Genomic DNA, 14,864 nt, shown 5'->3' on the forward strand with positions numbered 1-14,864 from the left:
ACTCGTTGTCGCGGCTCTCGCGGTCCCAGGGGAAGCTGACCTTGACCCGGCCCCACTCGTCGCAAAAGATCTCCTCGCCCTCGGGGCCGACCACCGTGGCCATGTGCGGGCCGTCGATGCGCGGCTTGGGCGGCGCCTCGGGGCGCCACTCGATGCGCCCGGGCACCAGCAGGGCCTCTTGCGAGTAGCGCGTGCCTTGCTCGGCGCCGGCGGCTTCCTCCTGCAGGCTGGTGAACTGCGCGCCTTCGTGGCGCACGCTGGCCACCCGCCAATGGATGTTGAGGTCTGCGCGGGGGTGTTCGACCAGGTTGAAGCTCAGGCCCGGCTGCAGGCGCACGTCGTCGCCCTCGACCTCGGCGATGCGCGCATCGTGGCGCAGGGCGGTGAGGCGGGTACGGGTGAAGGGGATGCCGACTTCGTCGCGCTTGTAGCGGCCGGGGTAGTCGAAGCGCTCGTAGTCGTCGGCCTGGTGCTGCAGGTCGCTGGCGTTGAACTCCTGCTGCAGGTGGTAGGCCGGGTGGGTGAAGGAGTAGTCGCGTTGCACCTGGCGGGCCGTGCGCACCTGTTCGCGGTAGTGCAGGCGGCGCAGGCAGGGGCGGGCCTGGTCGCCGCCGCTGTTGGCGTGGTAGAGCACGGCGAGCGGGTCGGGGTAGTCGTCGTCGATGAAGCCTTCGTCGTCATCGTCTTCGGGCTTGACCAGGCTGGAGCTGATCATGCCCAGGGTCAGCACGCGGTCGCTGACGAGCAGGCGATGGCCCTTGGCGCTGTGGACAAAGCGGTAGATGAAACCTTCCTCGGCGGCCAGGCGGGTGATGAAGGCGAGGTCGGTTTCGCCGGCCTGGACACAGAACTCGCGGGGGGCGTGGGGGAAGCTGTGGCCCAGTTCGAAGTCGGTGATGCGCTGGGCCTTGAACAGGGTTTCGAGGATCTGCGGCACACTTTGTTGCTGGAAGATACGCCAGTTCGAACGCAACCCGGCGCGGGCCAGCTTGGGCTCGATCACGGCCTGGTAGCGGGTGCGGCAGTTGCCGGTGTCGCCCTGGCTGAAGGCGCTGATCAGGCCGTGGACATGGCGCATCGGGCGCTGGCCGCGCAGGATGGTGAACAGCGCGGGCTTGTCGAGCAGGTGGGCGAAATCGACGTTGTCTTCGTAGCTGACCAGTTCGAGCACCAGCCTGAACGGGGTGCTGAGGGCTTCGTCGAGGGTGAAGGAGACCACCTCGAACGGGTCCTGGCTGGCCAGGGGTTCGAAGCGGTAGCTCAGGTCGGATTGGCGGGTCATGGCACTCCAGTGTTTATATGTAACTAGTTGTTATCTGGAATTGTCAGGGCTGCCGTAGAGTCCGTAGGACCCTGTTAATGGCGAGCAAGAAAATGCCCCTGGCAAAGACGAAGGCCTAGGCTAGAACGCTATTTCAAATAATTAAATAAACTTTGCGTTCTTATTTTGGTGGGTTTGTAGGATGTTTCTTAGTTGGCGTTTTATTGATTTTTACTACTGGGTGAAAGAGTCCGGCCGTATACAACTAGATTCGTTTTTCGAATGCCGGCCCGCATCAGTCTTGCCCTGGATCAACGCCTCCACGCCCATTCCGGCGGATGCTGAAAACCTACCGTCAGCTTGAGAGGATCCGGCCATGAGCAGCACGTTCTTCATCCCCGCCGTGAACATCATGGGCATCGACTGCCTGGACGAGGCGATGACCGCGATCGCCGGCTATGGCCTGCGCAAGGCATTGATCGTCACCGATGCCGGGTTGGCCAAGGCCGGCGTCGCCGAGCGCATCGCCGGGATGCTGGCCATGCGCGACATCGATTCGCGGGTATTCGACGGCGCCAAGCCCAACCCGAGCATCGCCAACGTCGAGGCGGGCCTGGCGATGCTGCGTCGCGAGGGCTGCGACTGCGTGGTCTCGCTGGGGGGCGGCTCACCCCATGACTGTGCCAAGGGCATCGCCCTGTGCGCCACCAACGGCGGGCATATCAGCGACTACGAAGGCGTGGATCGCTCGGCCAAGCCGCAGCTGCCGCTGATCGCGATCAACACCACGGCGGGCACCGCCAGCGAGATGACCCGCTTCTGCATCATCACCGACGAGGCGCGCCACGTGAAAATGGCTATCGTCGATCGCAACGTCACGCCGATCCTGTCGGTCAACGACCCCGCGCTGATGGTCGGCATGCCCAAGGGCCTCACCGCCGCCACCGGCATGGACGCGCTGACCCATGCCATCGAGGCCTATGTCTCCACCGCCGCCACGCCGATCACCGACGCCTGCGCGCTCAAGGCCGTCAGCCTGATCAGCGACAACCTGCGCCAGGCGGTCGCCGACGGCGGTGACCTGGTGGCGCGGGAAAACATGGCCTATGCCCAGTTCCTGGCGGGCATGGCGTTCAACAACGCCTCGCTGGGCTACGTGCACGCCATGGCGCACCAGCTGGGTGGCTTCTACGACCTGTCCCATGGTGTGTGCAACGCGGTGCTGCTGCCCCATGTGCAACGCTTCAACGCCAAGGTCAGCGCCGCGCGCCTGCGCGACGTGGCCAAGGCCATGGGGGTGAAGGTCTGCGGGCTGGACGCGGAGCAGGGCGCCGGGGCGGCGATCTCGGCCATCGAGCACCTGGCGGCGGCCATCGGTATCCCGGCCGGGCTGGCGGAGCTGGGAGCCAAGGTCGAGGATGTGCCGGTGCTGGCGGCCAATGCCTTGAAGGACGCCTGTGGGTTGACCAATCCGCGGGTGGCCAGCCAGGTGGAAATCGAGGCGATCTTCAAGGCGGCGTTCTAGCCAGGTCGAGTCATCGCGGGGCAAGCCCGCTCCCACACAAGCCAGCTCTCACAAGGGCCGTGAAAATCGGCCCTTGTGGGGCTTGCTCAGCGTTCGCGCATGAAGAACCCGGCCACGTACTTGCGGAAGGTCTCCAGGCTCTTGAAGTCGGCGTAGCGCTTGAAGTTCTCGGCATCCGGCTCCGGCCCGATCGGCTGCTCCAGCAACGACACCGACAGCACCCGGTCCTGGTCCGAGGTCAGCACCAGTTCGTCCATCACCTGGCCGCCGATCACCGGGCGGCGCATCAAAACTTTCACCCCCTTGCTCGCCATCCAGTCGATCAGCGACACCAGCGCCTTGAGCGGTTCGCGCTCTTCGTCGCGGTACACCGGGAACAGGTGCCCGCGTGACAGCACCGGCACGCTGGCGACATGGATCAGTTCGTAGAAATGGCTGCCGGCGGTGGCCGGCGAGTACAGCGCCAGTGCCAGCAAGGGGCCTGAGGCGCGGTTGCCGCCCCAGTAGTGGTGGTGGCCCTGGAAGTCGAAGCCGTCCTCGCTGCGGTTGTTGAACAGCTTGCGGCCCTTGACCTGGTCGACGCAGTCGAGCAGCAGGCCATGGCGGCGATGGTTGCCGAACACCGTGGCCTCGCGCAGGCGCGCCTTGAGCATCATCATGTGCTTCATGTCCAGGCGTGTTTCCAGGTAGTTGCTGGCCGGCACCCGTTCCAGCAGCGGGTAGCGGCCGGCGACGCCGCGCAGCTCGGCGAACTGGGCGGTGAGGTCCTTCTTCAGGTGGGTGGCGTAGACGTTCAGGCCGCTGGCCTCGATCCAGGTCAGCAGCAGCGACAACAGGCGCTGCTGCTCGCGGCGCTCGCCGGGGTCGCGTGGTCCGGCGGCCGTTTCGCCGTCAATGGCACGGCGGTAGTCGCCGAGCAGCCGCAACGGCGCATCCGGCGCCAGCCAGGCTGCGGGGGGCGTGTTGTCCTCGGCGCTTGCGCCGGCCTCGCGCTCATCCTTGCTGAACGGGCAGCCAGGGGTGTGTTCCGGGGTGTCGGGGTTGTTGCGCAGGAACAGGGTGCCGGTGTTGCCGTTCAGCGACACATTGAGCACCGGCAGGGCATCCTGGCGGCAATCGCAGGCCAACCACTGGTTGGCGCTGCGCACTTTCATCAGCCACTGATTGGCCTGCAGCAGGCGGGGGCCGGCCAGGGTGCCGGTGGCGAAGCTGGCCAACAGTTCCTCTTCGGCCAGGGTCAGGCTGCGCACCTGCGCGCCGGATTTTTCGATGATACGCATTGAGAGGCAGCTCCAAGCTACAAGCCTCAAGCTTCCAGCAAAGCGCGACGGCTTTCAACTTGAAGCTTGCGGCCTGGAGCCCGCCGCTCACTGGCTGCTGAACAGCTTGGCGGCGCGGGCGCGGATTTCCTCGGGGGTGAGGTCTTCCTTGTGGGTGGAGACGAACCACAGATTGTTGAACGGATCCATCAGGGTGCCGCTGCGGTCGCCGTAGAACTGGTCCTGTACCTCTTTGATCGGCTTAGCACCAGCGGCGATGGCATTGGCGTAGACCTTATCGCAGTCCTCGACATACAAGTGCAGGCCGACCCCCGGGACCTCGATGTCCTCGCTGGGCTTGAGGCCGCCCTCCATGTCACAGGGTGAGCCGAGCATCAGCGACGAGTCGCCGATTTTCAGTTCGGCATGGCCGACGCGGCCTTGGGGGTCTTCAAGGCGGAACATCTCGACCGCGCCGAAGGCCTTCTTGTAGAACTCGATGGCTTTGGCGGCGTCCTTGATGCCGAGGTAAGGGGTGATGCTGCGCTGGCCTTCGGGGATAGGTTTGACTGCCATTTTCGTAAACTCCTTTCACGTGGGTTGTTGTTTGCAACAGCCTGGTGATTAGAGTCGTCTACGCAGGTGGAAAATCGACAGTGGCTTTATATCGATTGTCGATTAAAAAACCTGTTTTGGGACTGATGCGGTCAGGTGTAGGAGCGGCCTTGTGCCGCGAAAGGGGCGCGTAGCGGCCCCGGCGATTGATGCGTCAACGCTGAAATACAGGGGCCGCTGCGCAGCCCTTTCGCGGCCGCTCCTACAGGGGGTGGGCATGCGGATCAGAAGATGTAATCGGTCGTCAGGAAACTCGACTGCCGGTTACGGATGATCTCGCTGATCAGCTCCTTGTTCGCCTCCTGGAACTTGGTCGCCACCAACGTACGGATGGAGAACACCCGCAATGCATCATGCACCGACAAGGTCCCCTCGGCGCTGTTCTTGCGGCCGTTGAACGGGTAGGTGTCCGGCCCGCGCTGGCACTGGGCGTTGAGGTTGATCCGGCCGACCTGGTTGGCGAAGGTGTCGACCAGCGCGCCGACGGTCTCGGGGTCGTTGCCGAACAGGCTCAGCTGCTGGCCGTAGTCGGAGTCGAGCACGTAGTCGATCACCGTCTGCAGGTCGCGGTAGGGCACCACCGGCACCAGTGGGCCGAACTGTTCCTCGTGATAGACACGCATGTCCTGGCTGACCGGATAGAGCAGGGCAGGGTAGAAGAACGAACCGCGGCTGTGCCCGCCGCCTTCGTTGAGTACCCGCGCGCCCTTGGCGGTGGCGTCGGCCACCAGGCCGTCGAGGTAGTCGACCTTGCCCGGCTCCGGCAGCGGCGTCAGCGCCACGCCCGGCTCCCAGGGCATGCCCGGCTTGAGCGCGGCGAGCTTGCGCTGGAACTTGTCGAGGAACGCATCGACCACGTCTTCGTGCACGAACAGGATCTTCAACGCCGTGCAACGCTGGCCGTTGAACGACAGGGCGCCGGTAACGGCCTCTTCGACGGCGTTGTCCAGGTCGACCTGGGGCAGGACGATGCCGGGGTTCTTGGCATCCAGGCCCAGGGCCGCGCGCAGGCGGTGCGGACGCGGGTGGAGTTTCTTCAGGTCGCTGGCGGCCTTGTGGGTGCCGATGAAGGCGAACACATCGACCTTGCCGCTGGCCATCAGCGCGCTGACGGTCTCGCGGCCACGCCCGTAGATGACGTTGATCACCCCCGGCGGGAAGCTGTCGCGGAAGGCCTCGAGCAGCGGGCGGATCAGCAGCACGCCGAACTTGGCCGGCTTGAATACCACGGTGTTGCCCATGATCAGCGCCGGGATGAGCGTGGTGAAGGTTTCGTTGAGCGGGTAGTTGTACGGGCCCATGCACAGCGCCACGCCCAACGGCGCCCGGCGGATCTGGCCGAGGGTGCCCTGTTCGAGCTCGAAGCGGCTGGAGCGGCGGTCGAGGTCCTTGAGCGCGTCGATGGTGTCGACGATGTAGTCGCAGGTGCGGTCGAACTCTTTTTCCGAGTCCTTGAGGTTCTTGCCGATCTCCCACATCAGCAGCTTGACCACCGCCGTGCGCTGCTCGCGCATGCGCGCCAGGAAAGCCTCGACATGCTGGATGCGCTCGGCCACGCGCATGTTCGGCCAGGCACCGCGGCCCTTGTCGTAGGCGGCCACGGCCGCGTCGAGGGCGGTGAGCGCGGTGTCGGCGTCCAGCAGCGGCGCGCTGCCGAGGATCACCTGGCGTTCGCTGTCGCCTTCCTTGAGCCACACCGGGCTGCGCACGGTGGCCAGCGGCCCGTCCCAGCGGCGCAGCTCGCCGCCGACCAGGTAGTCGCGTTGCTCCAGCGGCGCACCCAGGCGCCAGGCTTCGGGGATATCCTCGGGGGCGGGAAACAGCGAATCGAGCAGACGGTCCATGGGTACTGCACCTCTCAAATCCGGATGATGAAACGCTTCAGCTTGCGAGCATGCGCCGACCGGCTGAAAATTGCCACCCCGGCGCAGCCGCTCGCGGTCATTCCTCGAAGGGCGGCGGGAACACCTCGGCGTCCATCAGCCGCATCGCGCCGATCGACAGGCCATAGTCCATGGCCCGTGGGTCGGCGAACGTGCGCAGGCGCTGCCACAGCTGCGCGTGAGTGTAGTCCGGCAGGTCCTGCAGCCCGCGCAGGTCGCGGCGATACTGCAGCGGCAGGGTGTTCCAGATGCTCCAGTCGTCGACATTGGTGTCCTCCAGCATGTCTTCGTACTCCGCGTCGGCCACCAGCAGGTCGACGCCATCGCGTTCGTAGTAGGCCTGGATCTGCTGGCTGACGCGCTCGCTGAGTTCGGCGCTCTCCAGCCACAGGGCCTGGCCCGCCACCCGCGACAAACGCAGGTCGTCCGGCAAATGAGTGAACCGGTTATCGCGCAGATCGAAAACGATGGGTCGCCAGTCGGCATCGTTGCGGATGCCGGCTGGCCAGTCCGTCAGTTCGCAGGTGTTGAGGTTGAGCATGTCCAGCGCGGCCAGGCGGCTCAGGTCAGGGCTGCGGGCCAGCGGGTTGTGCGACAGGTCGAGCAAGCGAAGATTGTCGAGGCGATCCAGGGCAACCTGATTGGTGTCGTTCCAGAGGATGCTGTTGCCTTGCATATCCAGCCATTCCAGTGAGTGCGGCACGGCGACCGCTGGTATTTGCTCGAAGCCGCAGTTCATCAGGTGCAGGCGTTGCAAGTGGGGAAAACGTTCGAGGAACTCCGCGGGCAGTTCGCTCAGGGCGGGGTTGGCGGTCAGGTCGATGCGCTGGATATGGGTGAAGCGATCAGGTAGCGCCAGCGAGGCCAGGTCCTGGTGGGTCAGGGCCAGGTCGGCGAGGCTGATCAGGTGGATGACCCGGCCTTCTTCCTCTGAGTACTCCGAGATCCGTTGCCAGTTGCTCACCAGTCGGCGTGCGGCGGCCTGGCGCAATGGGTTTTCGCCTGCCCAGGCACGCACCTGGTCGCGGAACGCAAGCAGTTGCCGCTCCAGTTCGGCGAGCTGCTGCGCCGGATCCAGGCCGGCTTCGAACCATTGGGTCAGTTGTTCGTTGACCTGGAAATCGACGGACTCGGGGTAGAGCGCCCGGTAGCGGCGCAAGAGCGCGCCGACGTCGATGCGTTGCGCGGCAAGGGCAGGCGCGTCCAGGCCGCCGCGCAGTAGGCCTTGACTGCTCCAGCCCGGCGCCGGGTTCTCCAGCAGGCGACTGGCCATGTCACGGCTCGACAGTGCCAGATCGTGGATCCGCTGGCGCAGCTCACCGACGCTGGTGGTCTTCAGTCCAAGGGCCGCACGGTCATCGGCAGGCAGTGCCTGCATGACAGCGCGGGAGAGGTCGTGGTCCTGGTGAAGCGGGGCCGGTCGCTCTCCGAGGTAGGCTTCATAGCCGTCGGCTGACTTGAGCACGGTGCAGGCGCGGCTGCTGTCCCTGGCGCCGGAGGCCAGCAGCAGCGGACCCTGGGGCGACGCCGCCCGCAGCTCGAGACGCAGATGCTCCGGCCAGCCGGGCAGTCGCGGCATCGCATTGATGATCAGTCGCTCGCTCAGCAGGCTGGCTTGCTCGGGAAGATACAGCCCCTTCAGGGCGTTCTTCAGGACGCTCTCGTCACGCTGATCGACGCGCCGCAGGCGCTGGCTACCGTCTTCGAGGGTGACGGATTCGAGGCTCTCCATCAACGGGCTGCTGGCCAGGCGTGACACGACCTTGCCTGCCAGGTGCAATCCGCCGATCAACGCCAGGTTGAGGCCCACCGACTTGAGGTGGGCCATGGCTTGCTCGCGGTCACCGACCTGCCAGGATTCATAGCCTTCGTAGGCTTCATCCAGCAGTTGGTAGGCAATCACCGCGGTCATGACCGTGCCCAAGGCGGGGACGAACAGGCCGGCGATCATCAGCATGTCGAGGCCGGCACTTTCCCAGAGGGCTTTGCGCGCCTTGAGCGCCTGTTCGTCGGCTTGCGCAGTGGGCACGGCCAGTTGTCGGGCTTCGTGCTTCAGGCGTGCCAGGTGGTCGTCGTGGAAAAATATGTACAGGTCTGCGGCGATGGGCAGGGTGCGCAAGCGCAGGTCGCCACCGGCATTCTGGCGCAGGCGGCTGGCGAGCTGGCCCTGCTGCTCGCTTGGTACATAAGCCATGAAACCTTGGCGAAACGGCTCTTGCTGCAAGTCGCTGCGCAACTGGCGATGCAGCGCTTCGAGGTTGTCGAAGGCGCGCAGGCTGTCTGCCTGTCCCGGCAGGTACAACACGATGCCTGAAGTGCCGGTATCGATCAGGGTCGCCTCGTGCAGGGTGATGCCGAACAGGCTCAGTTGGCTGCAGGGCAATGCTTTGCCATTTTCCAGCAAGGTCTGCAGCGCATCCCATCCCGCACCACTGAGGCGGTTGCGGACTCGCGCCAGGTCAGCCGCCAGACGCAGGCTGTCCTGGTGAACGCGCAGCGCCGCCGGGCGCACGCCGGGCGCGGCGAAGGCGGTAGTGAGGTGATCCTGGTAAGCCTGGCCAAGATCCAGCTCGCGGCAGGTTCTGGCGAACGCTTCGGGTGTCAGCGCCAGGGGCTTGATCTGGATCTGCTCCGAAGGCAGGTCGATATCGACTTCGGTCTCGCTGTCGCCCAGGGTCGTCTTGCCGGTGACCACGGTCTGGCTGACCTGCCAGTCGCTGTCCAGGGCGAGGGCGCTGTCGCGGCTGAAGGTCACGGCGTCGCTGAAGTTGTGCAGGGCGGCTTCGAGCAGGCTGCGGTGTTCGTGGTGGGTGAGGTAGACCTGGAAGCTGTAGAGGTGCTTCACCCAGACCAGCGACGTGCTGCGCAACGGCGCGCTGAATCCGTGTTGCGTGCGCAAGCGCTCGGTGAGCAGGGGCTCGGCGAATTCGTTGATGTTCTTCAAGCCGCGCAGGTGCCGTGCCAGCGCACGTTGCGCCTGCATCAGGCGCGCCTGGCTGGCCTCGACCGCCTCGCGCAGGTGTGGCGCGGCATTGGCGAACCAGGCCGCCTCGGCGCCGGGCAGGCCCTGCGCCGGCAGGATGGCGTCGCTCAGTTGCTGCCAGTGTTCGGCTCTCGCCTCCCTTGTCCAGGCGGGCAGTCGGCGTTGCAGAAGGGCATGGTGTGAGTGGGGGATATTCGCTGTCATCTGTGGCTCCTTGCAAAGCGCACATCAGAGCAGCTGCATCGGAGCTGTCGGTGGTACATGCTTGTACTGGTAAAACAGGCCTCAACATTGGCCGCGCAGCGCCGATAACTGCGTAATTGCCTGCCATCGCTTGCCTATGATCACTTCCCAGCCCCCACAAGACCCCACGCCAGCCCCAGCCGGGACCTTGCGCCAATCGCTCAATCGCCTGCTGCCGGTCGGTCTCGCCCTGGTGGGTATCGGCCTGTCAGTGGTCCTGGGGCACCTGGATGCGCAGCGCGAGCGCAGTGAGCAACTTGGCAACCTTGCGGCCCGCCTGGCAGGGATGCGCGGCGCCCTGGAAGCCCAGTTGGGCGCGGCATTTGGCGAGGCCGAAGGCATCGCCCAGTTGATCAGCGCCGACGGTGGCATCAGCCCGGCGCACTTTCACGGCATGGCCCGCGATGCCTTGCAGTCGGTCCCCTACATGCGTCACATCGCACTGGCGCCGGGGGATGTGATCGGCGATGTCTACCCGATGGCGGGCAATGAGCGGCTGATCGGGCTGGACTATCGCCAGCTGCCGGATCAGTTCCCGCTGGTGCGCTCGGCCCGCGACCAGGCCCAGCCGGTTCTGGCCGGTCCCCTGCAGCTGTACCAGGGTGGCCGGGCGCTGGTCTACCGGCGCCCGGTGTTCGTCACTGGCAAGCGCGGCGTGCGCTTCTACTGGGGCAATGTGTCGATCGTCGCCGATATCGACCGCTTGCTGCTGACGGCGGGATTGCGCCCGGATACCGAGTTCGAGGTCGCCGTGCGCGGCGGCGACGGTAAGGGCGCCGAGGGTGCGTTGATCTGGGGCGATCCGAAGCTGTTCGACACGTCGCAGGTGAAGATGACCGTGGAAGTGCCGGGCGGTGTCTGGCAACTGGTGGCGGCGCCACGGGGTGGCTGGTCGGGGCTGGACCTGTTCGGCTCGCCGCTGTTCCTGTTCGCCTTGAGCTGCACGGGGCTGTTCAGCCTGTTCGTCGCCCAGCTCAACCGCAAGCAGCGCCTGCTCGAGCAGCGCAACCGCGAGCTGCAGCGCTACCAGGCCCAGCTCGAACGCCTGGCCCATTACGACACCATCACCGGGCTGCCCAACCGGATCCTGTTCCAGCAGCAGCTGGGCGCGGCGATCCTGCAGGGGCATGGCCTGGCGGTGCTGATGCTTGATATCGACGGTTTCAAGCAAGTCAACGACAGCCTCGGGCATCCGATGGGCGATCTGTTGCTGCAACAGGCGACCGCGCGCTTCTTGCAGGAACTGGACAGCCAGGACCGTCTGTGCCGCCTGGGCGGTGACGAATTCGTGTTCATGTTGCAAGGCGCCCAGGGCCAGGTGAACCACCAGGTCCGTGCCTTGTTGCGCTGTCTGCAGCGGCCATTCGACCTCAATGGCAACGCCGCCCTGGTCACCGGCAGTATCGGCCTGGCCTGGTGCCCGCAGCACGGCGAGGACGCCGACAGCCTGCTGCGCCATGCCGACACCGCCATGTACGCGGCCAAGGAAGCCGGGCGCGATGCCTGGCGGCCTTACCACCCGGACATGACCGAGCGCCTGCAGCAGCGCCTGGAGCTGGAACGCAACCTGCGTCGGGCGCTGGAGCACAACGAATTCGAGCTGTGGTACCAGCCCAAGGTCGATTTGTTCAGCGGCCAGCTGGAGGGCGTCGAGGCCCTGCTGCGCTGGCGCGACCCCGAGCATGGCCTGGTCTCGCCGGGGGAGTTCATTCCCCTGGCCGAGCGCACCGGGCTGATCATCCCGCTGGGCGAGCGGGTGCTGGAGCTGGCCTGCGCGCAACTGGCCGAGTGGCGCGCCGGCGATGGCCTGCCCGGGCCGCTGGCGATCAACGTTGCGGCCCTGCAGATCGAGCGCAGCGACTATGTTACCAGCCTGGCCTCGGCGCTGGAGCGCCATGGCCTGCCGGCCAACCTGCTGGAAGTGGAGATCACCGAGAGCCTGCTGATGGAAAGCCAGCAGCAGGCCTGCGCGGTGCTGGCGCAGCTGCAGGCCATGGGCGTGGCCACGGCGGTGGACGACTTCGGCACTGGCTATTCGTCGCTGGCCTACCTGCGCGCGTTGCCGATCGATCACCTGAAGATCGACCGTGCCTTCATCAAGGACCTGCCAGGGGACGACGATGCGGTAGCCATCGCCAGGGCGATCATCGACCTGGGCCATGCCTTGGGTTTTCGCATCACCGCCGAAGGCATCGAAACCCAGGAACAGTACGATTTCCTGCGCCATGCCGGCTGCGACCAGGGCCAGGGTTTCCTGCTCGGGCGGCCGATGCCGGCCGAGGCTTTGCGCCGCTGGCTGGACGACAACCATGAACGGCGGCATCGGCCGCCGGGGCGTTAGTGGCAGGGGGGCGAGTGCCCGTCGATACAGGTTTGGCGCCTATCAGATCGAGCGCCGCGCGGGCGGCGCTCGATCTCATAGGCAATGCACCTCTAACGTCGAACACCCGGCGGCCATCAACTCATCTCCTCCTGCATACCCAGGCTCGCATACCCCACCCGCGGCACCTGCCCCAGGCGCTGCTCGACCAGCGCCAGCAGCGATTCGCCGCTGGCCAGGTAGGCGTCGCCGAAATCATGCCCACCCAGCGCGCTGGGATGGGCCACCAGCTCCAGCACGCCATGCTCGGGGGCCAGGCCGGCCTTGAGGTCGGCCGGGGTGCAGACGAAGTCGGCGGTGCTCCCGGCGAGCTGGCGCAGGCGCCAGTTGAGCAGGGTCTTGAACGCGCGCTTGGCCGGCCCGATGTTGTGCCCCAGGTTGCGCGCCAGGCGCACCGGCACGCCCTGGTCGCGGGCGAAGCGGGCGACGACGGTGCCCACCGGCCAGATGTTGTGCACGTGCTGGTGCGAATCCAGGTGGCTGGGCATCAGGCCGTGGTCCAGGCAGTGTTTCCATTGGGCCTCAAGCTCCGCTTCCACGGCGGCCCGCTCGCGGCGCGACAGGCGCAGGGTACGTTGCTTCAGGCGCAGGTCGAACTCGCCGTGGGGCGTGCAGAAGCGCGGCTCGTCCAGGATCGCCTGGCTCAGCGGACGGCCGTAGGTGAGGTTGAAGTGCAGCCCGATGCGTCCCTTGAGCGCCGGTTGCTGGGCCAGCGCGCAGGCGGTGGCGAAGGCCGGCATGTTGGCCATGGCCGTGGCCGAGCTGATCAGCCCGGCCTGGAAGGCGTGCAGGATGACCGCGTTGGTGTGGGCGCTGAGGCCGAAATCGTCAGCGTTGACTATGACCTGGGATGGCATCCGGGCGCTCCTGTGGCGGGGTGGGGGCGACAACATCGGCTTCTTTGCGCGGCGAGCGCCTGCGCAGGCGTGGTTTGAGCCAGTGCCAGCAGCGCTGCGCCAGGCCCAGCAGCACGCCGTCGGGGCGCCAGCTGTAGCTGCTCAGGCGCCACTGTTCGAGCTGGCCGGTCATGCGTTCGTGCAGTTGGTGGCTGGAATTGTCCAGGCTGACCCGCGAGGCGTCGATCCATTTCCAGTCGGCGTCCAGGCCCCAGTGGATCCACTCCTCCAGTAGTACGCGGCCGCTGCCCAGGTCGCGGTGTTCGGGCACAAAGGCGAGGTTGTAGTCGTAGACCCGGCCGCGCTCCACCAGGCCCAGGCGGTAGCTGATGCAGCGCCCGTCCAGCTCCAGCAGCACCAGGCACACCAGGCCTTCGCCGGCCAGCGCGATGAAGGCCTGCTCCATCCACTGGCGGCGCAGGGGGCCGGAGAAGATGCCGACCTCGTCGTCGCCTTTCCAGCTCACGGCCTCGACGGCGCTGATGGCGTCGAGCAGTTCACCCATGTTCTCGGCCGTGGCCATGACGCGGCGCACGCTGGCGCCGCAGGCGTTGATTCGTTTGCGCGCGCGGCGCAGCTTGTAGCGCGGATCGCCGCTGACCTCCTGGCGATCCTGTTCGTTGATGCGGTGCACCGGCACGCGGCAGGTCAGGCGCTGCTGCCAGGTGGAACTGGCGCTGGCCCACTGGCGCAACCAGCCTTCGTGCTCGGCGTTGTCCGGCACCTCGTTCAGTTGCAGCAGGGCATGGGGCAGGTGTTTGCGGATGGCCTGCAGGACCTGGTCGGCGTACAGCGCCGGCAGGTCGATGAGCAGCGCGATGCGGTCGCTCAGCGGATAGCCCAGGTGGCGCACCACCGGCGCGAACAGTGGGCCGAAGGGCTCCCGGGCGCGGACCAGGGGCAGGCACAGGCACAGGCGTTCGTCCTGGTAGCCGAGCAGCACACCGAGCCGCTGGCCGGGCAGCAGGGCGGCCTCGGCGGCGCGCAGCCAGCCGAGGTGGTTGAACGGCGTGCTGCCGGGCAGGCGCCGGCGCAGCGCCTCGTAGTCGGCGGCGGGGAAGTCGTCGCTGCGCAGCGAGGCGCACCATCTGAGCTGCAGGGCCATGGCTTCAGCCCGCCGTGGCCGAGGAGGCCGGGGCCTCCGGTTTGCGCAGTGGCTCCAGGCGCGAGGTCGTGTAGCGACTCTCGCGGTAGAACCTCCAGCGGCCGAACAGGCAGTACACGTTCATGATCCGTCCTTGCTCCTGATAGCCCATGCGCAGGTGCAGCTTGAGCGCCGGGATGTTGTGCTGCTCGCACACGTCCACCACCTTGGTGCAGCCCTGGGCGGCCATGGCCTTCCACAACGCCAGCTGCAGGTCCACCGACAGCTCGGTGCCCCAGTACTTGCGGATCAGCTCGCCGCCGAACTCGAAGAACTCGCCCGGTCCGACCGGGAACCAGCAGCCGTAGTAGTGGCGGTCGTGATAGTGGCGGCTGCTGCCCCAGATGAAGGCCACGGCGTCGTTGTCGTCGTCGAGGAACATCAGCCCGGTGTGGCCTTCGGCGGCCAGCTCGCGCATGGTCTCGACCCGGTCGCCGAAGTGGCGGGCGAAGGCCTGCACGTTATGCACGGTGATGCCCTCGACGCGCAGGCTGCCGTAAGGCTTGAGCCGGTGCGGCGGCACCGGGCTGACCAGGTCGCGCTCCATCCACAGCAGCTCCCAATGATAGAAGACGTAGTGCCGCAAGGCGCTACCGAGGGTGTCACGCAGTCCCTTGCGCTTGATGCGATCCTGGATCTTGGCAAATGCAGTCATGGTGCCTCCTGGGCATGGCT

At 66.4% G+C, this 14,864-nt stretch carries 10 protein-coding genes; 2 read left to right on the forward strand and 8 right to left on the reverse strand.

Annotated features, from left to right (window positions below; all coding sequences use genetic code 11):
- The coding region (gene tssI, locus LU671_RS22615) for a type VI secretion system tip protein TssI/VgrG (RefSeq protein ID WP_232856935.1) at positions 1–1,282 on the reverse strand (1,282 nt) is incomplete at its 3' end.
- 355 nt (positions 1,283–1,637) lie between these two features.
- Here tssI and yiaY point away from each other — a divergent pair.
- Positions 1,638–2,786: an L-threonine dehydrogenase gene (gene yiaY, locus LU671_RS22620; RefSeq protein ID WP_232856936.1), complete on the forward strand. Its 1,149-nt coding sequence runs from the start codon at positions 1,638–1,640 to the stop codon at positions 2,784–2,786.
- 86 nt (positions 2,787–2,872) lie between these two features.
- Here yiaY and LU671_RS22625 read toward each other — a convergent pair whose 3' ends face one another.
- The 4 genes from LU671_RS22625 to LU671_RS22640 all read right to left on the reverse strand — a co-directional run bounded on the left by LU671_RS22625 (position 2,873) and on the right by LU671_RS22640 (position 9,730).
- The gene (locus LU671_RS22625) at positions 2,873–4,066 is read right to left on the reverse strand and encodes a hypothetical protein (RefSeq protein ID WP_232856937.1); all 1,194 of its coding nucleotides are present in this window, start codon (positions 4,064–4,066) and stop codon (positions 2,873–2,875) included.
- A gap of 87 nt (positions 4,067–4,153) precedes the next feature.
- On the reverse strand, positions 4,154–4,621 hold the full coding sequence (locus LU671_RS22630; protein WP_232856938.1) for a VOC family protein: 468 nt from the start codon (positions 4,619–4,621) through the stop codon (positions 4,154–4,156).
- A gap of 263 nt (positions 4,622–4,884) precedes the next feature.
- Entirely contained in the window at positions 4,885–6,504 is a 1,620-nt protein-coding gene (locus LU671_RS22635) for an NADP-dependent glyceraldehyde-3-phosphate dehydrogenase (protein ID WP_203646299.1), read from the reverse strand.
- Positions 6,505–6,601: 97 nt separating this feature from the next.
- Positions 6,602–9,730: a dermonecrotic toxin domain-containing protein gene (locus tag LU671_RS22640; RefSeq protein ID WP_232856939.1), complete on the reverse strand. Its 3,129-nt coding sequence runs from the start codon at positions 9,728–9,730 to the stop codon at positions 6,602–6,604.
- A gap of 136 nt (positions 9,731–9,866) precedes the next feature.
- On the opposite strand from LU671_RS22640, the gene LU671_RS22645 reads away from it, so the two are divergent.
- Positions 9,867–12,110 carry a putative bifunctional diguanylate cyclase/phosphodiesterase gene (locus LU671_RS22645; protein ID WP_442964143.1) on the forward strand — a complete coding sequence of 748 codons (2,244 nt, stop codon included), beginning with the start codon at positions 9,867–9,869 and terminating at the stop codon, positions 12,108–12,110.
- Positions 12,111–12,226: 116 nt separating this feature from the next.
- Here the strand turns inward: LU671_RS22645 and LU671_RS22650 are convergent, their stop codons facing one another.
- Genes LU671_RS22650 through LU671_RS22660 form a run of 3 tightly spaced genes read right to left on the reverse strand, consistent with a single transcriptional unit; the run spans position 12,227 to position 14,844 of the window.
- Positions 12,227–13,006 (reverse strand): ChbG/HpnK family deacetylase, encoded by a 780-nt coding sequence (locus tag LU671_RS22650; protein ID WP_232856940.1) that lies wholly within the window; start codon positions 13,004–13,006, stop codon positions 12,227–12,229.
- Positions 12,978–14,150: a GNAT family N-acetyltransferase gene (locus tag LU671_RS22655; RefSeq protein WP_232856941.1), complete on the reverse strand. Its 1,173-nt coding sequence runs from the start codon at positions 14,148–14,150 to the stop codon at positions 12,978–12,980. Before LU671_RS22655 ends, LU671_RS22650 begins: the two co-directional genes overlap by 29 nt.
- 4 nt (positions 14,151–14,154) lie before the next feature.
- On the reverse strand, positions 14,155–14,844 hold the full coding sequence (locus LU671_RS22660; RefSeq protein WP_203646308.1) for a GNAT family N-acetyltransferase: 690 nt from the start codon (positions 14,842–14,844) through the stop codon (positions 14,155–14,157).
- Positions 14,845–14,864: the final 20 nt, after the last annotated feature.

The sequence above is a fragment of the Pseudomonas sp. NMI760_13 genome, from assembly GCF_021283245.1.
Classification (GTDB): domain Bacteria; phylum Pseudomonadota; class Gammaproteobacteria; order Pseudomonadales; family Pseudomonadaceae; genus Aquipseudomonas; species Aquipseudomonas peradeniyensis.